Source organism: Geodermatophilus sp. SYSU D00700, assembly GCF_054050255.1.
Window position 1 is genome coordinate 1 of the sequence record NZ_JBJGZA010000042.1, and the last position, 19,562, is coordinate 19,562.

Sequence of the window (19,562 nt, forward strand, 5' to 3'; positions counted from 1 at the left end):
TGACCCTCGACTCGACGTCGAGGGTCAGGCCGGGGCGGGCCGGATCAGCCTCGGGAGGTCTTCGCGGGGTCCCGCTCGACGACGTCGCCGAGGACCTCGTCGATCCGCTCGAGGACGTCGTCCTCGAGCCGGACGCCGGCGGCCTTCACGTTGTCGTGCACCTGCTCGGGGCGGGTCGCGCCGATGATCGCCGCGGCGACGTTCTCGTTCTGCAGCACCCAGGCGACGGCGAGCTGGGCCATCGACAGCCCCAGGTCGTCGGCGACCGACCGCAGGTCCTGCACCCGGGTGAGGACGTCGTCGGTCATGAACTGCCGGATGAACCGGCCGGCCTCCGGGTCGGTGGCGCGGCTGCCCGCGGGCGGCTGCTCGCCGGGGCGGTACTTGCCGGTGAGCACGCCCTGCGCGAGCGGGGACCACACGATCTGCGAGATCCCCTCGCGCTGCGAGGTCGGGACGACCTCCTCCTCGATGACCCGCCACAGCATCGAGTACTGCGGCTGGTTGCTGATCAGCTGGACGCCGAGGTCACGCGCGAGCGCCGCGCCGGCGGCGATCTCCTCGGCCCGCCACTCCGAGACCCCGATGTAGAGGACCTTGCCCGCGCGCACCAGGTCGGCGAAGGCGGTCATCGTCTCCTCCAGCGGCACCGTCTCGTCGTAGCGGTGCGCCTGGTAGAGGTCGATGTGGTCGGTCTGCAGCCGCCGCAGCGAGGCCTCGCAGCTCTCCTGGATGTGCTTGCGGCCCAGTCCGCGGTCGTTGGGGCCCGGGCCGGTGGGCCAGTAGACCTTCGTGAAGATCTCCAGGCCCTCGCGGCGCTGGCCGGCCAGGGCGCGGCCGAGCACCGCCTCGGCGCGGGTGCCGGCATAGACGTCGGCGGTGTCGAAGGTGGTGATGCCGGCGTCGAGGGCGGCGCGCACGCAGGCCTGCGCGGCGTCCTCCTCGACCTGGCCCCCGTGGGTGAGCCAGTTGCCGTAGGCGATCTCGGAGATGGTCAGGCCGGAACGGCCGAGGCGTCGGTACTCCACGTGGCCCGACGCTAGCCCCGGCCCGCCGCGGTCACCCGCTCAGGGCCCGGCCAGCCGCCCCGCCAGCCAGCCAGCGGCCGCGGCGGCCCGCTCGGGCCCGGCCACGGCGTGCACCAGCAGCACGCCGTCGAGGGCCGCGAGCAGGCCCGCGGCGGCGGCCGCCCGCTCGGCGTCGGCGACGTCCAGGCGCGGCCCGACCCAGGCCAGCCAGTCCTCGGCGACCCGGCGCGCGAGGTCGGCGAAGGGCTGCCGTCCGCGGGCGGCCAGTCCGGACACCTCCAGGTACAGCCGGACGTGGGCGTCGGCGCCGGAGTCCTGCAGCGACGTCCACAGCACCGGCAGCAGACGGCCGGGCGGGACGGCGTCGCCGGGCAGCGCGGCGGCCAGGCCGGCCTGCAACTGCCGGCCCACCTCGTCGAGGACGGCGGACAGGAGGTTCTCCCGGGTGCCGAAGTAGTACAGGAGCATCCGGTCACTGGTCCCGAGAGCCGCGGCCAGCGGCCGCAACGACAGGGTGGCGACCCCCTCGCGGAGGACGTGGTCGACGGCCCCGGCCAGGTAGGTCTCCCGCTGTCCCGTCTCCCTTGCCGCACTCATGTAGCAGACGCTACATTGCTTGACGTGTAGCGACTGCTACACACGACCCCGATGGAGGAGGCGGCGGTGCACGAGACGACGGTGACGACCCGGGTCGGGCCGGTGCGGGTGCGGCAGACGGCGGCGGACGGGGGACCGGTGGTCCTCGCGGTGCACGGACTGCTGCTGGACGGCCGGCTGTGGGACGGCGTGGTCGACCAGCTGGGGCCGGACGTCCGGGTCGTGGTCCCCGACCTGCCCCTGGGCGCCCACCCCCGGGCGGTGCCCGACCGGTCGGCGCTGACGCCCGAGCACCTCGCCGGTGCGCTGCTCGACGTCCTCGACGGGGTGGGCGCCGGCTCCGCGGTGCTGGTCGGCAACGACACCGGGGGAGCCCTCGCCCAGCTGGCCGCCGCGGCCGCACCCGGGCGCGTGGCGGGACTGGTGCTGGCCGGCTGCGACGCGTTCGAGCACTTCCCGCCGCCGCTGCTGCGCCCGCTGCCGCGCGCGGTCCGCGTGCCGGGCGTCCCGGCGGCGTTCGTGCGCGTCCTCGCCGTCCCCCGGCTCCTGGCCGACCCCGGGCCGCTGAACCTGTTCACCGTCCGCGGCCTCGGCCGGTCGCTGGTCGCCGACCTGCTGCGGCCGGCGCGCACCGACGCCGCCGTGCGGGCCGACCTGACGGCCCTCGTCGCCTCGATCCGGCCCCGGCCCCTGCTCGATGCCGTCCCCGCGCTGGGCCGGCTCGGGGTGCCCGCCGCCGTCGTCTGGGGTCGCCGGGACCGGGTCTTCCCGACGCGCGACGCCGAGCGGCTGGCCCGGCTGCTGGCGACCGGGGTCACCTGGCTGGACGACGCGCTGACCTTCGTGCCCTGGGACCGGCCCGACGCCGTCGCCGAGGCGGTGCGGCGCGTGGTGGGCGCCGCGGTGCCCTGAGCCTCAGACCTCGGCGCCGAGGGCGACCTCGGGCTTGGGGAAGCGCCACCGGCGGATCATCGTGGCCCGGCTGATCCCGTACCAGCGCAGGCTCCGCATCTTGTGCGGCTGGTCGGGGAAGCGCTCGCGCACCGTCCGCGAGATCCGCCGTCCCAGGAACACCGAGTCGACGATGATCACCAGGAAGAACAGGAACCAGAGCAGGACGGTGTAGTTCTGCACCGCCGGGTTCGGGATGAAGTAGCCCACCAGGACGAGCGCGGCGACCGGCAGGAAGTAGCTGCCGGCGTTGCGGCGGGCGTCGACGAGGTCCCGGACCAGCTTGCGGACCGGACCGCGGTCGCGCGCCGGCAGGTAGGCGTCGTCGCCGCGGGCCATCCCGGCCCGGGTCTGCACCCGGCGCTGCGCCTGCTGCTCGCGCATCCGCCGGTAGGCCTCCTTGCGGGTGGTGGGAGGCGGCGGCGGCGGGCCGGGACGGCGTCCCTGGGCCTCGGTGCGCTTGGGCGTGGGCCGGCCCTTGCCGCCGGACTTGACCAGCTGCGTCTCGGTCACGTCGGCGGCGGTCTCCGGGGCGGTGGAGGCGCGGTCCCGGCGCCCGGGCAGGCGGAGCTTCACGGTCGTGCAGTCTACGTGCGTCCGCGCGAGGGACTGACCGTCGCGACCGCGCGCCGTACAGTGGGAAGAGGGCCCGCCACGGCGGTGTTGACCCGCGGCAGGGAGTGCCGCAACGGACCCCTCGGATGTGGGAGGACAACGACATGACGGTGCAGGACACCGAGACCACCGGCAGCACCGGCGTGCTGCTCAGCGACCCGGCGGCCGCCAAGGTCAAGGCGCTGCTGGACCAGGAGGGCCGCGACGACCTGCGCCTGCGCATCGCCGTCCAGCCCGGTGGCTGCTCCGGCCTGCGCTACCAGCTCTTCTTCGACGAACGGTTCCTCGACGGCGACCAGACCTACGAGTTCGGTGGCGTCGAGGTCATCGTCGACCGGATGAGCGGCCCGTACCTGGGCGGCGCGGTGATCGACTTCGTCGACACCATCGAGAAGCAGGGCTTCACGATCGACAACCCCAACGCGCAGGGCTCCTGCGCCTGCGGCGACAGCTTCCACTGACAGAAGGGCCCCTCTGCCCCCGGGACACGCTCCGCGACCCCCGGGACCCTGCATATGGGCCTTTCCAGACCGTCACCAGAGCGGCGCCCGTCCCCTCGAGGGGACGGCCGCCGTTCTGCTTCCTAGAGCTTGACCGGGTAGACGGTCTCGGGGACGTCGACGACGATCCGGTCCTCGACGAAGATCCCGTGCCACACCATGAAGACCAGCACCGACCACAGCTGACGGGCGATCCGCTTGCTCGGCACCTCCTCGGTGCGCAGCCGGTCGAGCAGGCCGAGGACGACGTCGCGGTCGAGCCACTGCTGCGTCTGGCTCGAGACCACGACGTCGCGGGCCCACTCGTGCAGCGGGCCGGCGAGGAACTCCGCGGTCGGGACGGGGAAGCCGAGCTTGCGCCGGTTCATGATCCGCGGCGGGACGATCTGCCGCATCGCCTGGCGCAGCGCGTACTTGGTGGCGTCCCCGCGGCGCGGCACCCGCTGCTCGACCGGCAGGGAGCTCGCGATCGCGAACACCTCGGGGTCGAGGAAGGGCACCCGCAGCTCCAGCGAGTTGGCCATGGTCATCTTGTCGGCCTTGACCAGGATGTCGCCGCGCAGCCAGGTGAACAGGTCGACGTACTGCATCGCCGTCACGTCGTCGTAGCCGGCCTCGCGGGTGCGCCGGTACAGGTCCTCGGTGACCGCGACGTGCGACAGGTCGGGGTCGCGGCCGGGCAGCAGGGCGGCCAGCTCGTCGTCGCGCATGTTGCGGGCGTTGCCGTAGTACCGCTGCTCGAGCGGGGTCGACGCCCGGCGGAGCAGGTCCTGCCCGCGGACGCCCTCGGGCAGCAGGTCGGCGATCCGGGCCATCGCCCGGCGGCCGGCCGCCGGCAGCCCCGACGCCCAGGCCAGGCTGATCGGCTCGCGGTAGATCGTGTAGCCGCCGAACAGCTCGTCGGCGCCCTCCCCGGAGAGCACCACCTTGACGTGCTTGCGGGCCTCGCGGGCCACGAAGTACAGCGGCACGAGCGCGGGGTCGGCGACCGGGTCGTCGAGGTACCAGACCACCTCGGGGATGGCCGCGGCGAACTCCTCGGCGGTGACCTCCACCGGCACGTGCTCGACGCCGAGGATCGACGCGGACTCCGCGGCGATCTCGATCTCCGACTGCGCCTGCCGGCGGAAGCCGACGGTGAAGGTCATCAGGTCGGGGTTGTAGCGGTGCGCCAGCGCTGCGATCGCGGTCGAGTCGATGCCGCTGGACAGGAACGACCCGACGGTGACGTCGGCGCGCATGTGCTTGGCCACCGACTCGTCGAGCACGGCGGCGATGCGGTCGTAGAGCTCCTGCTCCCGGCCGGCGGGCACCGGCTGCGGCTTCCAGGCCGGGTGGAAGTAGCGGCTGGTGGACAGCTCGCCGTCGACGACGGTGAAGCTGGTGCCGCTCTCGATCCGCCGGATGCCGCGGTGCAGGGTCGCGGGCTCGGGCACGTACTGCAGGGTCAGGTAGTGCTGCAGCGACGCCGGGTCGACGCCGCCCGCGGCCGCACTGCCGCCCAGCAGCTGCAGCAGCGCCTTCTTCTCCGAGCTGAAGACCAGGCCGCCGTCGGCGAGGCGAGCGGTGAACAGCGGCTTGATGCCGAACGGGTCGCGGGCGCCGAAAGCGGTGCGGGTGTGGGTGTCCCAGATGACGAAGGAGAACATCCCGCGCAGCCGCCGGACGACGTCCTGGCCCCACAGGTGGTAGCCCGCCACGATCGTCTCGGTGTCGCCGTGCGTGGCCAGCGGGGCGCCGGCCGCCTGCAGTTCCTCGCGGAGCTCGACGTAGTTGTAGATCTCGCCGTTGAACAGGATCCGGTAGCGGTCACCGGCGTAGGGCAGCGGCTGCGGGCTGCCCTCGACGTCGATGATCGACAGCCGGTTGAAGCCCAGGACGACGTTCTCGTCGGACCACACGGCGGTGTCGTCGGGGCCGCGGTGGTGCAGGCAGTGCAGCGCCTCGCGGACGTCGTCGACGTGGGTCCCGGAGACCCGGGGGGCGTCGGTGGACAGGTAGGCCAGCAGGCCGCACATGGGCGCAGGTCTCCCGGGAGATCGTGTCCGGCGGGTGCCGGGACGGGGTCAGAGGCGCTCGCCGGCGCGGGTCTTGCGGGTGGCGATGCGCTCGGCGACGAAGGACAGGATCGGGACGGTGCCGGCGACCAGCACCAGGACGGTGCCGCGGAGGGTCCACCGGGCGCGCAGTGCCAGGTCGCAGGCGGTCAGGAAGAAGATGGCATAGAGCCAGCCGTGGGCGGTGCCGATGACCGCGACCGGCCCGTCGAGGCCCGCGCGGTACTTGAGCGGGACCGCCACGAAGAACAGCACGGCGAGCAGCACGCCGACGATCCAGGCCATCACCCGGTACCGCGTCAGGGCGGCGGGGACGTCCTTGCCGACCCGGCGGGCCAGGGCCCGGGGGAGCCGGGGCGACGGCGCCGTGCGCTCAGCGGCCACCGGGACCCCGTTGACCCAGCGCGCGCTCGTTGAGCTCGGCCAGGTAGGCGTTGTAGGCGGCCAGCTCCGGGTCGCCGCTGGTGTCGATCCGCGGCCGCTGGTACAGGACGACGGCGCTGCCCGGCTCGTCCTCGTCGGGGTCGCGGCGCAGCTCCTCGCGCACCATGCGCACGTAGAACCACAGGCCCATGAAGCCGTACAGCGGCCACTGCAGCGCGTAGCTCCAGTTGACCGCGCCGCCGCCGTTCTCGGCCTTGCCCAGCTGCCAGAAGCCGAGGAAGAAGGTGGCCACGAACAGCGCGGCGACCAGCAGGTGCAGCAGCACCCACCTCGGGGTCAGCAGCCGCGTCCACACGCTCCCGACTCTAACCGCCCGGACGGGCCCTTCGGCGGCCCGACCGGGACCTGGACGGCCCGGCGGGAGTGGGTCTGGTCACCGCCGTCCCGGCCGCCCCGGGCGACCCGCCGGTCTCCGGTCTCCGGTCACCGGCCGCCTCGCGCGGTCGGCTAGTCTCGGCTCAGACTGACGTCAGGCGCGAAGGCCGTGGTGGGGCGCCCACCCGAGGCCGCGCCGGCAGAGCCGTCCGGCACGCGGGCGGAGGACGAGGAGGCAGCGGGCAGTGGCTCGACGCAGCAGGCTCGCGCGGGTCGCCGCGCTCGGTCTCCTGGGGGTGCTCACCCTCACCGGGTGCAGCCTCAACAACGAGTTCTGGCGGTTCGGTTTCCCCGAGGGCGTCACGGAGGAAGCCACCCAGATCCGCGAGCTGTGGACAGGGTCGGTGATCGCCGCGCTCATCGTCGGCTTCCTGGTGTGGGGGCTGATCATCTGGTCGGTGATCTTCCACCGGAAGCGGAGCGACGAGCTGCCACGGCAGACGGCCTACAACCTGCCGCTGGAGATCGTGTACTCGATCGTCCCGTTCGTCATCATCGCGGTCCTGTTCTTCTTCACCGTCTCGGTGCAGAACGACGTCCAGGAGCGCAGCGACGACCCGGACACGACGATCGCCGTCAACGCCTTCAAGTGGAACTGGCAGTTCGTCTACCCCGAGACCACCGGTGACGACGGCGAGCCGGTGAACACCGTCGGCTCCACCGACGAGATCCCGATCCTGGTCATGCCCGTCGACCAGGACGTCCGCTTCGAGGTGGCCTCCGCCGACGTCATCCACTCGTTCTGGGTGCCGGAGTTCCTCTTCAAGCTCGATGTGATCCCGGGCAACGAGAACGGTCGCGACAACGTCTTCGAGGTGCGCGCCAACGAGGAGGGCTCCTACGTCGGCCGCTGCGCCGAGCTGTGCGGGACCTACCACGCCTACATGAACTTCGAGGTCCGCGTGGTCAGCGCCGAGGACTACGAGGCCTACCTGGCCGCCCGTGAGGACGGCCAGACCACCCGCGAGGCCCTGGAGAGCATCGGCCAGGACGGCGAGGCCACCACGACCCGCCCGTTCCGCGTGGGCGACGGGTACTACCAGCAGGCGGTCGACTGACGTGACCGGCGGCAACGACCACCGCACCGACGCTGCGCAGGGAGGACGACCGTGAAGGTCGAGGCGCTCATCTTCAACCTCATCGCGGTCTTCTGCATCGTCACGGCGGCCGTCTACGGCTTCTGGGCGCGCGAGCCGATCGGCACGACCGCGCTGATCCTGTCCGGCGGTCTCACCGGCCTGATCGGTGGCTTCTTCTGGTTCATCTCTCGGCGCATCGACGCCCGGCCCGAGGACCGGAAGGACGCCGACATCGCCGAGGGCGCCGGTGAACTCGGCTTCTTCAGCCCGGCCAGCTACTGGCCCTTCGCCATCGCGTGCAGTGCCGCCGTCACGGGCCTCGCCATGGCGTTCTGGTACTACTGGCTGATGGCGATCGGCGTGGTCGCCCTGCTGATCACCATCGGCGGTCTGCTGTTCGAGTACTACGTGGGGCAGAACGCGCAGTCCAGCTGACGTCACGCCTCCCGAGGGCCCTCTCCCGCACCGCGGGGGAGGGCCCTCGTACGTGTGCGGGAGGTCGTTCCGCGCCCCGCGGTGCCGGTCGCAGCGGCGCCGGCCTGCAGGGAACGCCTGTCGGCGCCACCGGACCGAGGCGGACGGCGCCGGTGCAGCCAGGCGGGCGAGCCCGGCTGCTCTGCCGGTGGTGTCCGGCCAATGCGGGTCCTGTAGCACCGGCAATGAGCGGAGAACGCCCGCAGAGGTGGGTGAGGCTGGCGACGGCCCGCGCTCACCTCCGTCTGCCGTGCTGAGCGACAGGCCCCCCTCACGGAGAGGGTGAGATGCCGCTCGAGACTGACGACGCACGTAGCGTCGGCGACGTGAGCTACGACGTCCTGGCCGAGAGCGTGAAACTGCTCGAGGGCGCTCCGCGTCCCAGCGGCGCGCGTCTGAGCCGTCGCGTCCGGCACGTGCCCCTGGCTGTGGATCGAGACGGCGACGTCGCCGCCACGATGTTCCTGCGTCGAGGCGTCAGCGGCGTCCCGTTGCTCGACGCCCACACTCTGGAGCTGACCGAGGGCGGTTGGCGAGTGCTCGGGGGCGGCGGTGGGCCCGGGGAGGAGGCGGCGAAGGCCCGTCCGCGACTCGCTGACCTGGGAGGCGCGGCGGTGAACCACGGTCACGGTGGAACCGCGCGGACGACGAGCGATCGGCTCGGCTGGCGCACGGTCGGCTGGGTCTCGTGGGTGGAACTGCGCCTGGCTGAGGAGGTCTTCGTCCTGCGCGTCGACACCCGGCTCGTGCCGGTCGCCGGCCACGGCTGCGCGGTCGTCGTCTGGGCGCGGGAACCTCCCGGGATCGCGGCGCTGGACGCGTCGGGTGCAGTTCTCGGCTCGGTCCCCGTCCGCCGGGTCGCCTCGTGACGTGTCGGCCCTGGCGAGTAGCGCCGGCTACCGACGGTCGCAGATGACGTGGTCGGTCGGTCTCGCCCGCGGTCTCCGCGGCGTCCTGCGGAGTCGGGGGACGGGCCGGTCCCGGCCGGCCAGCACGTGCCCCGCTGGTGAAGCGGCGGCGCCCGGGGGGAAACACACACAGGGCCCCGGTGGAGTTCCACCGGGGCCCTGTGTGTGTTGGGGTCCTCGCTAGTCAGTCGCGCGGCTCCTGTGGCCGGCCACCCTCGGACGGACGACCACCCTCCGACGGACGACCGCCCTCGGACGGGCGGCCACCCTCGGTGGGACGGCCGCTGGTGGTCAGCTCGCGGTGTGGGTCGGCCGAGGCCAGGCCCCGCTCCTCGCCGCGCTGCTCGAGCTCGACCGCCGTGGGCTCCTCGATGGGGGAGAAGAACCCGCGGATCGCGCGGCGGGCGCCGCCGACCTGGTTCATCTTCTTCGGCACCGGGGCGCCGCCGTAGGCGAGCTGGCCGTGGCCGTGCTCGTCGACCGGGCCGAGCGGCTGGTGCACCTCGATGAACTCACCGTGCGGCAGCCGGCGGATGACACCGGTCTCGATGCCGTGCTCGAGCACCTCGCGGTCGTGCTGCTGGAGACCCAGGCAGATCCGGTAGGTGATCACGTAGGCGATCGGCGGCAGGATGATCAGGCCGATGCGGCCGATCCACGTCATCGCGTTGAGGCTGATGTCGAACTTGTCGGCGATGACGTCGTTGGCGCCCGAGAGCAGCAGCACCACGTAGAAGGCGATCGCCATCATGCCGAGCGAGGTCCGCACGGGGACGTCGCGCGGGCGCTGCAGCAGGTGGTGCGACGCGGTGTCGCCGGTCAGCTTCCGCTCGAGCACGGGGTAGGCCAGCAGGAGCGTGAAGATGATGCCGGGGAGCACCACCGTCGGCCAGAACAGCGCCGGGATGTTGTAGTTGCCCGGCAGGTAGATGTCCCACGCCGGGAACAGACGGGTCGACCCGTCGAGGAACATGACGTACCAGTCGGGCTGCGACGCGGCCGACACCTGCGCGGGGTTGTACGGGCCCCACAGCCACACCGGGTTGATCTGCACCAGGCCACCGAGCGCGGCGCAGACGCCGAAGACGACGAGCAGCAGCCCGGTGGCCTTCCCGGCGAAGGTCGGGAAGAGACGGTTGCCGACGACGTTGTGCTCCGTGCGGCCCGGGCCGGGGAACTGGGTGTGCTTCTGCTTGACCAGGATCAGCAGGTGCAGCGCGATCAGCGCCAGGATGATCGCCGGGATGAGGAGCACGTGGGCGATGTAGAGCCGCCCGACGATCAGGTCGCCGACGTAGTCACCGCCGAAGACCGCCCAGTGGGCCCAGGTGCCGATGACCGGGATCGACAGGATGATCGCCGACATGATCCGCAGGCCGGTGCCCGAGAGCAGGTCGTCGGGCATCGAGTAGCCGGCGAAGCCCTCGAAGATGCCGAGGATCAGCAGCGCGACACCGATGAGCCAGTTGGTCTCGCGCGGCCGGCGAAAGGCGCCGGTGAAGAAGATCCGCAGCATGTGGCAGACGATCGCCGCCATGAACAGCAGCGCGGCCCAGTGGTGGATCTGCCGCATGAGCAGGCCACCGCGGACGTCGAAGGAGATGTCGAGCGTCGAGGCGTAGGCGATCGACATCTCGACCCCGCGCAGCGGCGCGTACGAGCCGTCGTAGGTGACCTCGGTCATCGAGGCCTGGAAGAAGAACGTCAGGTACGTGCCGGTGAGCAGCAGGATGATGAACGAGTAGAGCGCGATCTCCCCGAGCAGGAACGACCAGTGGTCGGGGAAGACCTTGTTCAGCGTCCGGCGGAGCGGACCGGCCACGATGAGCCGGTCGTCGACCTCGAGAGCGGCCCGGCCCGCGAGCGTCTTGGGCGCTCCGGGGGCGGTGGCGGTGCGAGCCATCAGATGCGCTCCCGGTTCCAGTAAGTGGGACCCACGGCCTCAATGTAGTCGCTGCGCGCGACGAAGAAGCCCTCGTCGTCGACCGTGATCGGCAGCTGCGGCAGGGAGCGGGTGGCAGGCCCGAACACGGGCTTCGCGCCCTGCGTGACGTCGAACTGCGACTGGTGGCAGGGGCAGAGGATGCGGCTGGTCTCCTGCTCGTACAGCGACACCGGGCAGCCGGCGTGCGTGCAGATCTTGGAGTAGGCGACGTAGTCGCCGTAGCCGAAGTCCTCCTGCCCCGCGCGCGGCACCGCCTCCGCCTGCTGCGAGGGGCGCAGCCGGATGAGCATGGTGGCCGCGTCGGAGAGCCGGTTGCCGCCGGGGACGGCCGGGAACACGGTCTCCAGCGAGCCGGGCACCTGGTCGCCGGGGCGGATCGGGGTGCCGTCGTCGCGGACCAGCCGGACGCCCTCGGCCCACTCGGTGGTACCCAGCGGGTTGCCGCGGTTGGGGTTCTTGATCAGCCCGCCGAGCGGCGCCAGGAGCATCAGCCCCAGGCCGCCGCCCATGAACACCAGCGAGCGGGTGATCAGCTTGCGCCGCGCCAGGCCGGAGTTGTGCAGGCCGCCGACCAGCGTGGCCCCGGTGGTCACCCGGTCGAAGTGCGACCCGTCGTGCTTGTCCTGCACCGCGGTCTCGTGCGGCAGCAGCTTCTTCGTGTAGAGCACCAGGCCGACGCCGAAGAAGGTGAACGCCAGGCCCATCAGCAGGCCCAGCAGCGGGGTGTAGAGCGTGCTGAAGGTGGTGCCGCCCAGCTCCCACTGCCAGTCGGGCAGGAACCAGCCGGCGCCGGCGTAGACGACGCAGAAGCCGAAGGCGGACAGGCCGGCCAGAGCGAAGGTGAGCCCGACCTGGCGGACCGCGCGCTTCTCCACCGCCGAGCCGGGCGCGGGGCCGGGCTCGACGTGCAGGACCTCGACGCCGTCGTAGCGCGCCCCGAGCCGGTCGAGCTCCTCGCGGCGGAGCGCGGCGAGCTGCTCGGGGGTCCAGTCGTCGTCCGGGCCGCCGTGGAGCGGGCCGGGGGTGTCCGCGCCGCCGGTGCTACCGGGGCGGGTGTCGTGCGTGGTCACGCCTTGCTCCCCATCCAGAAGATCCCGAACAGCAGCACCGAGATGCCGACGACCCAGATGACGACGCCCTCGCTGACCGGCCCGATGCGGCCGATGCCGGCGCCGCCCGGATCGGGCATGTCGGTGATCGTCTGGATGTAGTTGATGATCGCGCGCTTGTCCTCGGAGGTGAGCTGGTTGTCCCCGAAGACCGGCATGTTCTCCGGGCCGGACAGCATCGCCGTGTAGATCTCGAGGTCGTTGGAGTCCTCGAGGCTGGGGGCGTACTTGCCCGAGGAGAGCGCGCCGCCCTCGCCGACGAAGTTGTGGCAGGACGCGCAGTTGAGCCGGAACAGCTCGCCGCCGGCGGCCAGGTCACCGTCGCGCAGGTCGCCGGAGGGCAGCGTGGGACCGCCGCCGTTGGCCTGGACGTAGGCCATGAGCTGGTCGATCTCCTCGTCGGAGAAGATCGCCGGCTTGTCGGGGGCCTGCGCGTCCTGGCGCACCAGCGGCATGCGGCCGGTGTGGACCTGGAAGTAGACGGCCGCCTCGCCGACGCCGATCAGCGACGGGCCGCGGTTGGGCACGCCCTCGAGGTTCTCGCCGTGGCAGCTGATGCAGCTGCGCTCGTACAGCTCGCGGCCGGCGGCCTCGGCGCTGGACTCGCTGCCCTCGGGCGCGGCGGAGGCGCCGGGGGCGAGGGTGGAGTACAGGGCGCCGGTGAGCACCAGGCCGGCCATCAGGGTGGCGACGTTGGCCAGCCGGCGCTTCTGCTTGGAGCGGCGGCGGGCGCGGGCCGCGGCGGCCGGGGTGCCCTCGGCCGGACGGCGCGACCAGCGGGACCGGCGCGCGCCCTCCCCGGGCTGGGTGTCGGACTGCGGGTTCGTGGTGGACACCGGTTCCCTAGCGGATCAGGTAGATCGTGGCGAAGAGCCCGACCCACACGACGTCGACGAAGTGCCAGTAGTAGGAGACCACGATGGCCGAGGTCGCCTGTGCCGGCGTGAACCGGCCCATGGTGGACCGGATGAGCACGTAGACGAACGCGACCAGGCCGCCGATGACGTGCAGCGCGTGGAAGCCGGTCGTCAGGTAGAAGACCGAGCCGTAGGTCGAGCTCGAGATCGACGTCCCGTGCTCGGTCACCAGCACCCGGTACTCGTTGAACTGGGCCAGGACGAAGACCAGGCCCATGACGAAGGTGATCGTGAACCACCGGCGCAGGCCGTAGACGTTGCCGCTCTCCGCCGCGAAGACGCCGATCTGGCAGGTGACCGAGGAGGCCACCAGGATCAGCGTGAAGAACAGCGCGTACGGGAGGTTCAGCTCGGTCGGTTCCGGAGGCCAGCCCTCGGTCGCGCGGGCGCGCGCGGTGAAGTACATGGCGAACAGCCCGGCGAAGAACATCAGCTCGCTGGAGAGCCAGATGATCGTGCCGACGCTGACCATGTTCGGTCGGGTCAGGGAGTGCACCCGCGAGGTGTCGAAGGTGCTGCTCGCCACGGGGGCCGTTGTCACGACGCCCATCATGGCATCGCCCGGCGACACGCACCGACCGTGGGTGGCACGGCGTGCCTGCGCCGTGACCAGGCCGAGACCGTCCCCCGGACGGGCGTCGCGCCGCCCGGACCGGCAGGGCCCGGGCACTAGGCTGACGGGCGTGATCGACGCGCCGGCCACCGTCCTCGTCTACAGCTCCCGGCCCGAGGTCCGCGAGGCCGTCCGGACCGCCGTCGGCCGGCGCCCGGCACCCGACGTCGGACCGCTGACCTGGATCGAGTGCGCGACCGGCGAGGACGTCGTCGCCACCGTCGACGGCGGCGGCGTGGACCTCGTCCTGCTCGACGGGGAGGCGCAGCCGACCGGCGGGCTGTCGCTGTCGCGGCAGCTGGTCGTCGAGGTCGCCGACCGCCCGGCGATCTGCGTCCTCATCGCCCGCCAGCCCGACCGCTGGCTGGCCCACTGGTCCCAGGCCGACGCCACGCTGGCCCTGCCGGTCGACCCGCTCACCGCCCCGCAGGTCGTCGCCGGGCTGCTGCGCGAGCACGCCGCCCGCGGACCGCAGCGCCGTCCCGCCCGCCGGTGACCGTGCGCCCCGCCGCCGGACCCTCGTGGCCCGGCCTGCTGACGCGCCTGCTCGCCGGCACCGACCTCACCGCCGACGACACGGCGTGGGCGATGCGCGAGGTCATGAGCGGCGAGGCGACGCCCGCGCAGATCGCCGGGTTCGCGGTGGCGCTCCGGGCCAAGGGCGAGGCGCCGGCCGAGGTGGCAGGGCTGGCCACGACCATGCTCGAACGGGCCACGCCGGTCGACCTGCCGCTGGCGACCGTCGACGTCGTGGGCACCGGCGGCGACGGCGCGCACACCGTCAACATCTCCACGATGGCCGCCGTCGTCACCGCGGCCGCCGGGGTGCCGGTGGCCAAGCACGGCAACCGGGCCGCCTCGTCGTCGTCGGGTGCCGCCGACGTGCTCGAGGCGCTGGGCGTGGTCATCGACCTGCCCGCCGAGGCGGTGGCCCGCTGCGTGCGGGAGGCGGGCATCGGCTTCTTCTTCGCGCCGGTCTTCCACCCCGGCTACCGGCACACCGCGGCGCCGCGGCGCGAGATGGGCATCGGCACGGTGTTCAACTTCCTCGGCCCGCTGACCAACCCCGCCCGGCCGGTGGCCGCGGCGATCGGCTGCGCCGACGTCCGGATGGCGCCGGTGCTGGCCGCGGTGGTGGCCGGCCGCGGCGGCCGGGCGCTGGTCTTCCGCGGCGACGACGGCCTCGACGAGCTGACCACCGCGACGACGTCGCGGGTGTGGGTGGCGCGCGACGGCGCGGTGACCGCCGGTGCGGTCGACCCGGCCGAGCTGGGCATCGCCCCCGCCGGTCCCGACGCGCTGCGCGGCGGGGACCCGGGACACAACGCCGAGGTCTTCCGGCGGGTGCTCGGCGGTGAGACGGGCGCGGTGCGCGACGCCGTCCTGCTCAACGCCGCCGCGGCACTCGCCGCCTTCGACGAGCGCGGCGGCGAGCTGACCGCCGCGCTCGCGGCCGGAGCGGAGCGGGCCGCGGCCGCCGTCGACGACGGCCGCGCCGCCGCGCTGCTCGAGCGCTGGATCGCGGTCAGCCGCGAGGCTGCGGGGGGCTGAGCTCCCGTCGCGAGGTGCTGGAACGGCCGCCCTCCAGGGGCCCGCGCCGAGCGGAGCGAGGCGTGGGGAGGAGGGTGGTCCTTCCTCAGGCGCCGCCCTCGAGGCCCACGGAGAACGCCGCCTCCAGGTCGTGCCGCGAGTAGGCGCGGAACGCGATGTGGGTCTCGGTCTCGAGGACCCCCGGCACCTTGTTGATGCGCCCGGCGATGACCTCGGCGACCTGGTCGAACTCGCGGACCCGCACGATCGCGATGAGGTCGACCTCCCCGGCGGTCGAGTACACCTCGCTGACGCCGTCGAGGTCGGCGATCGCGGCCGCGACCTCGGGGATCGCGTCGGTGGCGGCGTCGACCATCACGATGGCGGTGATCACGCCGGGGATGCTAGTTGAAGGACCCTCCTGCCCCCCCGCGCCTCGCTCCGCTCGGCGCGGGTCCCTGCGGGAGGGCGTTCCAGCACGTCACCGGCTCGTGGCGGGCCCTGCAGCGGGGCCGTTCCGGCACGTCACCCCGGGCCGCCGGTGGCCGACGCGACTGCGACGACGCGCTCGGGGCGGGCCCGGGTGCCCAGCTGGCGGCCGTCGGCGAACGGGTCGCGCAGCGCCCGGCCGGCCTCCACCCGTGCGAGGAAGCCGCTGAAGCCCCCGATGCCCGGCGCCGCGCAGGCCAGGGTGCCGTCGACCTCGACCAGCCGGGTGCCCGGCTTCTCCATCCAGCGCAGCACCAGTTCCGTCTCGTCGACCGAGGCCGCGAGTTCACCATCGGCGCCCGGCACCGTCTCCGCGGTGGCCCGCAGGCCGGCCAGCGCGTCGCGCACCGAGGTCCCGCGCGGGGCGCAGCCGGCCGACACCAGCCGGCCGCGGCGCACCACCGTCAGGTGCCAGCCGCCGGCGCCGTCGGGCCGGGCGAGCACGAACTCCGCGACGGCGGCCAGTGTCTCCAGCCGTTGGCGCCGGCGGACGGCGCGCACCAGGACCGCGATCCGGTCGCGCAGCACGGCGGCGTCCTCGTAGCGCTCCTCGGCGGCGAGCCGGTCGACGCGGTCGAGCAGCGGCTCCACCAGGGCGCGCGGGTCACCGGCCACCGCGCCGCGCAGCACGTCGGCGACGAGCGCGTACTCCTCGATCGACTGGGCGCCGGTGCACGGGGCGCCGCAGCGGCCCATCCCGGACAGCGCGCAGGCCGTGGTGTGCACCCGGGGGGAGAGGCGGGCGGTGCACTGCCGCAGCGGCAGCGACTCGTGGATGGCCGCCATCGCCATGTCCGCGGCCCGGCGGTCGGCGAAGGGCCCGAGGAAGACGCCGGCCCCGGGGCGCACCCGCCGGACCGCCGACAGCCGCGGGAAGGGCTCCTCGGTCAGCCGCAACCACAGCGCCCGCTCGGGGAAGCGCGAGCGCCGGTTGTAGCGCGGCTTGTGCTCGGCGATCAGCCGCAGTTCGCGGACGGCGGCCTCGAGGTCGTGCGCGCACGGCACGGCGTCGACCCGCTGGGCCAGCGCGACCATCTCGGTCATCCGGCTGCGCTGCTCGCCGGAGGTGAAGTAGCTGCGCACCCGGGTGCGCAGGTCGTTGCTGGTGCCGACGTAGAGCGGCTCGTCGCGCGGGCCGCGGAAGACGTAGACGCCGGGGCCGGGGGGGACCGAGTCGGCGAGGTGGCGCTTGCGACGCCGTTCCGGGTCGACCTGGCGGGTCAGGCCGGTGAGCTCCTCCAGCGACGTGACGCCGAGCGGGCCGAGCCGCTCGAACAGGCCGTGCAGCACGTCGACGGTGGCGCGGGCGTCGTCGAGCGCGCGGTGGCACGGGGTGGTCGCGGCGGAGAAGTACGGCGCGAGCGTGGCCAGCTTGCAGTTGGGCACCTCGTCGCGGGAGAGCAGCCGGCGGGCGAGGACGGCGGTGTCGACCGAGACGGCCGCGGGCCACGCCGTGCCGGTCTGCTGGCAGGCCGCCTTGAGGAAGCCCAGGTCGAAGGGGGCGTTGTGCGCGACCAGCACGGCGCCGCGGGCGAACTCGAGGAAGGCCGGCAGCACCGCCTCGATGCGCGGGGCGGTGGCCACCATCGCCGTCGTGATGCCGGTGAGGACGCTGATGTAGGGCGGCACCTCGCAGCCGGGGTCGACCAGCGTCTGGAACTCCCCGAGCACCTCGCCGCCGCGCACCTTGACCGCGCCGATCTCGGTGATCGCGCTGTCCTTCGGCGACCCGCCGGTGGTCTCCAGGTCGACGACGACGAACGTGACGCCGGCCAGCGGGGTCCCGAGCTCGTCGATGGTCGTCTGGACGGCGGGGACCGGCTCGTGGGGGGCCGGCCGCACGAGGGGGAGCGGGCGGTCGCCGTGGGCGGGTGCGTGTGCGTGTCGCGGCGACCGGGACCCGGCGCCGTCGGCGGGGAAGAGCACGGCGGGACGGTAGGCCGGGGGTCGGACAGTCCCGGGGAGGCGGGTCCGCCGGCGCCCGTCGTCGACGACGCGCCGCGCGACGCGCCGGGCGCGGGGACCCGGACGGAGGAGGGGCGCGCGGAGCGCTTGCGGGACGACGGCGGCGCGGACGACGATCCCCCGGCGGACCGCACGGTCCGGTGGTCACGGGGGGTGGTCCGGTGCGCCTGGACCCCGCGTCGCGCCCGCGGCGTCGCGCGGCGTTCCTGGTCACGGCCGCGGCGGTGCTGGTGGCGCTGGTGCCGGCCGGACCCGCCGCCGCCGCGCCCAGCGACCAGCCCGGGGGCACCAGCGGGGTCCTCGACAGCGAGGCCCTCGACCGGCTGCAGGAGCGGGCCGCCGAGGTCCAGGCCGACCTGCAGCAGCGCCAGGCCGAGGTCGCGGCCGCGCAGCAGGCGCTGGCCGCCGCGCAGGCCGACGTCGACGCCGCCTCCGCCGGGGTGGCCGAGGCGGAGGCGGAGCTCGCGCGCCTGCAGGACGTCGTCGCGCGCTACGCCTCGGCGGCCTACCGGGACGGCGGCACGCTGTCCCCGCTGAGCGTCCTGCTCTCCGGCGGGGACCCGGGGGACGCCGCTGCCGCGATCGGCTACCTGGACGCCGTCGACGACCACACCGGCGCGGTCGTGACCGCCGCCGAGGAGCAGCGCCGGGCGGCGCTGGCCGAGCAGGCCGCCGCGGACGCGGCGCTGGCCGAGGCGCAGCAGCGGGCCGACCTGCTGGCGGCCCAGGTCGCCGACCTGGAGGCCGCCGCGGCGGCGGTCACCGACGAGCTCGACGCCGCGCTGAGCGACGTCGACCGGCAGCTGGCCGACCTCCAGCAGGAGCAGCTCGACGTCAACCGGCAGACGGCGGCCAACTGGCGCGCCCACCTCGACCAGCTCGCGGCGGCCGGTGTCGCGTCCCCGCCGGCCTCGGCCCTGGCCGCCCCCGCGGCCGGCCTGCCGGCCGGGCTGGTCCCGGTCGGGGACGCCGCGGGGGGCGCCCAGCGGGGCGCCGCCCAGTTCCCGCGCGAGCCGACGTCGCTGCTGGTGCTGCCCGCCGAGACGGTGGCCGCCGTCAGCGCGGCGATGGACACGCTGGGGCAGCCCTACGCGCCGGGGACGGCCGGCCCGGACTCCTGGGACTGCGGTTCGCTGGTCTCCACGGTCTACGGCGCCGCGGGCGTCGACCTGCCCGCCGACCAGGCCGGGCTGTACGCCGTCACGGTGCCGGTCGACCCGGCCGACGTGCTGCCCGGCGACCTGGTGTTCCTCGGGACGCCCGAGTCGGGGCTCGGCCACGTCGGCATCGCGCTGGACCGGGAGACGATGCTGGCCGCCGACGGGCGGGCCGGCGCGGTCGTCGTCCGCCGGCTGCCCGCCGACCAGGTGCTGCACGTGGGCCGGCCGGCCCTCGGCACTCGCCCCGAGGTGGCCGCGCCGGGGCCCTCGGGCGGTGCGCTGCGGGTGGAGTGCGGCAACACCGTGTACCCGCCCAGCTTCGACGGGACCCGCGCCTGGGGCGGGTACCCCAACGGCCTCGTCCCGCCCAGCGCGCTGTGCCCCCTCGGCGTGGGCGGGCACGCGCTGCGCTGCGACGCCGCCGCGGCCTACCGGGCGATGAGCGCGGCGTTCGAGGCGGAGTTCGGCCGGCCGGTCTGCATCACCGACTCCTACCGCACCTACGCCGGCCAGGTCCGGCTCTACGGCGAGAAACCGGCCCTGGCCGCGGTCCCGGGGACGAGCAACCACGGCTGGGGGCTGGCGGTCGACCTGTGCGGCGGCATCGAGACCTTCGGCACCCCGCAGTACGCCTGGATGGTGGCCAACGCCGGCCGCTTCGGCTGGCTGCACCCCACCTGGGCGGACCCGGGCAACGGCCGCGAGGAGCCCTGGCACTGGGAGTTCGCGGGCAGCTGAGCCGGGACTGTCGGTGGCCGTCCCTAGCGTGCGGAGCAACCGACAGGGAGACCCGTCCCGACCGCGGC

General features: G+C 73.9%; 20 protein-coding genes. 8 read left to right on the plus strand and 12 right to left on the minus strand.

Features of this window, described 5'->3' with window-relative positions; all coding sequences use genetic code 11:
• Positions 1-44: 44 nt before the first annotated feature.
• Both ACI79V_RS20935 and ACI79V_RS20940 read right to left on the minus strand, forming a co-directional pair.
• Positions 45-1,028: an aldo/keto reductase family protein gene (locus ACI79V_RS20935; RefSeq protein WP_456892383.1), complete on the minus strand. Its 984-nt coding sequence runs from the start codon at positions 1,026-1,028 to the stop codon at positions 45-47.
• 39 nt (positions 1,029-1,067) lie between these two features.
• Positions 1,068-1,625 (minus strand): TetR/AcrR family transcriptional regulator, encoded by a 558-nt coding sequence (locus tag ACI79V_RS20940; RefSeq protein ID WP_456892385.1) that lies wholly within the window; start codon positions 1,623-1,625, stop codon positions 1,068-1,070.
• A gap of 66 nt (positions 1,626-1,691) precedes the next feature.
• Here ACI79V_RS20940 and ACI79V_RS20945 point away from each other — a divergent pair, with 66 nt between their 5' ends.
• A complete protein-coding gene (locus tag ACI79V_RS20945; RefSeq protein ID WP_456892387.1) occupies positions 1,692-2,537 on the plus strand; it encodes an alpha/beta fold hydrolase in 846 nt (281 codons plus the stop codon).
• Positions 2,538-2,540: 3 nt separating this feature from the next.
• On the opposite strand, the gene ACI79V_RS20950 is transcribed toward ACI79V_RS20945, so the two are convergent.
• Positions 2,541-3,152, minus strand: a complete 612-nt coding sequence (locus ACI79V_RS20950; protein WP_456875499.1) for a DUF3043 domain-containing protein — start codon at positions 3,150-3,152, stop codon at positions 2,541-2,543.
• Positions 3,153-3,295: 143 nt separating this feature from the next.
• Here ACI79V_RS20950 and ACI79V_RS20955 point away from each other — a divergent pair, with 143 nt between their 5' ends.
• On the plus strand, positions 3,296-3,652 hold the full coding sequence (locus tag ACI79V_RS20955; RefSeq protein ID WP_456875500.1) for a HesB/IscA family protein: 357 nt from the start codon (positions 3,296-3,298) through the stop codon (positions 3,650-3,652).
• A 122-nt stretch (positions 3,653-3,774) separates the two neighbouring features.
• Here the strand turns inward: ACI79V_RS20955 and asnB are convergent, their stop codons facing one another.
• The 3 genes from asnB to ACI79V_RS20970 are packed head-to-tail and all read right to left on the minus strand — an operon-like array spanning position 3,775 to position 6,487.
• A complete protein-coding gene (gene asnB / locus ACI79V_RS20960) occupies positions 3,775-5,709 on the minus strand; it encodes an asparagine synthase (glutamine-hydrolyzing) (RefSeq protein ID WP_456892389.1) in 1,935 nt (644 codons plus the stop codon).
• 48 nt (positions 5,710-5,757) lie between these two features.
• On the minus strand, positions 5,758-6,132 hold the full coding sequence (locus ACI79V_RS20965; RefSeq protein ID WP_456892391.1) for a DUF3817 domain-containing protein: 375 nt from the start codon (positions 6,130-6,132) through the stop codon (positions 5,758-5,760).
• Positions 6,122-6,487, minus strand: coding sequence for a metalloprotease (locus tag ACI79V_RS20970; RefSeq protein WP_456877226.1), 366 nt, complete (start codon positions 6,485-6,487; stop codon positions 6,122-6,124). The genes ACI79V_RS20965 and ACI79V_RS20970 overlap by 11 nt, the downstream gene beginning before the upstream one ends.
• A gap of 265 nt (positions 6,488-6,752) precedes the next feature.
• Here ACI79V_RS20970 and ctaC point away from each other — a divergent pair, with 265 nt between their 5' ends.
• The 3 genes from ctaC (at position 6,753) to ACI79V_RS20985 (ending at position 8,989) form a co-directional block, all read left to right on the plus strand.
• Positions 6,753-7,625 carry an aa3-type cytochrome oxidase subunit II gene (ctaC, locus tag ACI79V_RS20975; RefSeq protein WP_456877227.1) on the plus strand — a complete coding sequence of 291 codons (873 nt, stop codon included), beginning with the start codon at positions 6,753-6,755 and terminating at the stop codon, positions 7,623-7,625.
• A 51-nt stretch (positions 7,626-7,676) separates the two neighbouring features.
• Positions 7,677-8,081 (plus strand): cytochrome c oxidase subunit 4, encoded by a 405-nt coding sequence (locus ACI79V_RS20980; protein ID WP_456877228.1) that lies wholly within the window; start codon positions 7,677-7,679, stop codon positions 8,079-8,081.
• Positions 8,082-8,446: 365 nt separating this feature from the next.
• The gene (locus tag ACI79V_RS20985) at positions 8,447-8,989 is read left to right on the plus strand and encodes a hypothetical protein (RefSeq protein WP_456892393.1); all 543 of its coding nucleotides are present in this window, start codon (positions 8,447-8,449) and stop codon (positions 8,987-8,989) included.
• A gap of 223 nt (positions 8,990-9,212) precedes the next feature.
• Here the strand turns inward: ACI79V_RS20985 and qcrB are convergent, their stop codons facing one another.
• From qcrB to ctaE, 4 genes are read right to left on the minus strand one after another with little or no spacing between them, the layout of a single operon-like run.
• A complete protein-coding gene (qcrB, locus tag ACI79V_RS20990) occupies positions 9,213-10,931 on the minus strand; it encodes a cytochrome bc1 complex cytochrome b subunit (protein ID WP_456877229.1) in 1,719 nt (572 codons plus the stop codon).
• Positions 10,931-12,043: a cytochrome bc1 complex Rieske iron-sulfur subunit gene (gene qcrA / locus ACI79V_RS20995; protein ID WP_456892395.1), complete on the minus strand. Its 1,113-nt coding sequence runs from the start codon at positions 12,041-12,043 to the stop codon at positions 10,931-10,933. The genes qcrB and qcrA overlap by 1 nt, the downstream gene beginning before the upstream one ends.
• The gene (gene qcrC, locus ACI79V_RS21000; RefSeq protein WP_456892397.1) at positions 12,040-12,918 is read right to left on the minus strand and encodes a cytochrome bc1 complex diheme cytochrome c subunit; all 879 of its coding nucleotides are present in this window, start codon (positions 12,916-12,918) and stop codon (positions 12,040-12,042) included. Before qcrC ends, qcrA begins: the two co-directional genes overlap by 4 nt.
• Before the next feature lie 7 nt (positions 12,919-12,925).
• On the minus strand, positions 12,926-13,540 hold the full coding sequence (gene ctaE, locus ACI79V_RS21005) for an aa3-type cytochrome oxidase subunit III (protein ID WP_281252194.1): 615 nt from the start codon (positions 13,538-13,540) through the stop codon (positions 12,926-12,928).
• Between the two features lie 142 nt (positions 13,541-13,682).
• On the opposite strand from ctaE, the gene ACI79V_RS21010 reads away from it, so the two are divergent.
• Together ACI79V_RS21010 and trpD are read left to right on the plus strand one after the other, a co-directional pair.
• Entirely contained in the window at positions 13,683-14,108 is a 426-nt protein-coding gene (locus tag ACI79V_RS21010) for a hypothetical protein (RefSeq protein WP_456877232.1), read from the plus strand.
• Positions 14,105-15,163, plus strand: coding sequence for an anthranilate phosphoribosyltransferase (gene trpD, locus ACI79V_RS21015; protein WP_456892399.1), 1,059 nt, complete (start codon positions 14,105-14,107; stop codon positions 15,161-15,163). Before ACI79V_RS21010 ends, trpD begins: the two co-directional genes overlap by 4 nt.
• An 85-nt stretch (positions 15,164-15,248) precedes the next feature.
• Here trpD and ACI79V_RS21020 read toward each other — a convergent pair whose 3' ends face one another.
• Both ACI79V_RS21020 and ACI79V_RS21025 read right to left on the minus strand, forming a co-directional pair.
• Complete coding sequence (locus ACI79V_RS21020; RefSeq protein ID WP_456892401.1) at positions 15,249-15,536, minus strand: Lrp/AsnC family transcriptional regulator; 288 nt, start codon at positions 15,534-15,536, stop codon at positions 15,249-15,251.
• A 131-nt stretch (positions 15,537-15,667) separates the two neighbouring features.
• On the minus strand, positions 15,668-17,473 hold the full coding sequence (locus ACI79V_RS21025) for a DEDD exonuclease domain-containing protein (RefSeq protein ID WP_456892403.1): 1,806 nt from the start codon (positions 17,471-17,473) through the stop codon (positions 15,668-15,670).
• A gap of 284 nt (positions 17,474-17,757) precedes the next feature.
• On the opposite strand from ACI79V_RS21025, the gene ACI79V_RS21030 reads away from it, so the two are divergent.
• Positions 17,758-19,494: an NlpC/P60 family protein gene (locus ACI79V_RS21030; RefSeq protein ID WP_456892405.1), complete on the plus strand. Its 1,737-nt coding sequence runs from the start codon at positions 17,758-17,760 to the stop codon at positions 19,492-19,494.
• Positions 19,495-19,562: the final 68 nt, after the last annotated feature.

Bases quoted from the DNA above. Each gene is read 5' to 3' on its own strand.
- ACI79V_RS20940 (WP_456892385.1), bottom strand. From the start codon at position 1,625: ATGAGTGCGGCAAGGGAGACGGGACAGCGGGAGACCTACCTGGCCGGG.
- ACI79V_RS20955 (WP_456875500.1), top strand. From the start codon at position 3,296: ATGACGGTGCAGGACACCGAGACCACCGGCAGCACCGGCGTGCTGCTC.
- asnB (WP_456892389.1), bottom strand. From the start codon at position 5,709: ATGTGCGGCCTGCTGGCCTACCTGTCCACCGACGCCCCCCGGGTCTCC.
- qcrB (WP_456877229.1), bottom strand. From the start codon at position 10,931: ATGGCTCGCACCGCCACCGCCCCCGGAGCGCCCAAGACGCTCGCGGGC.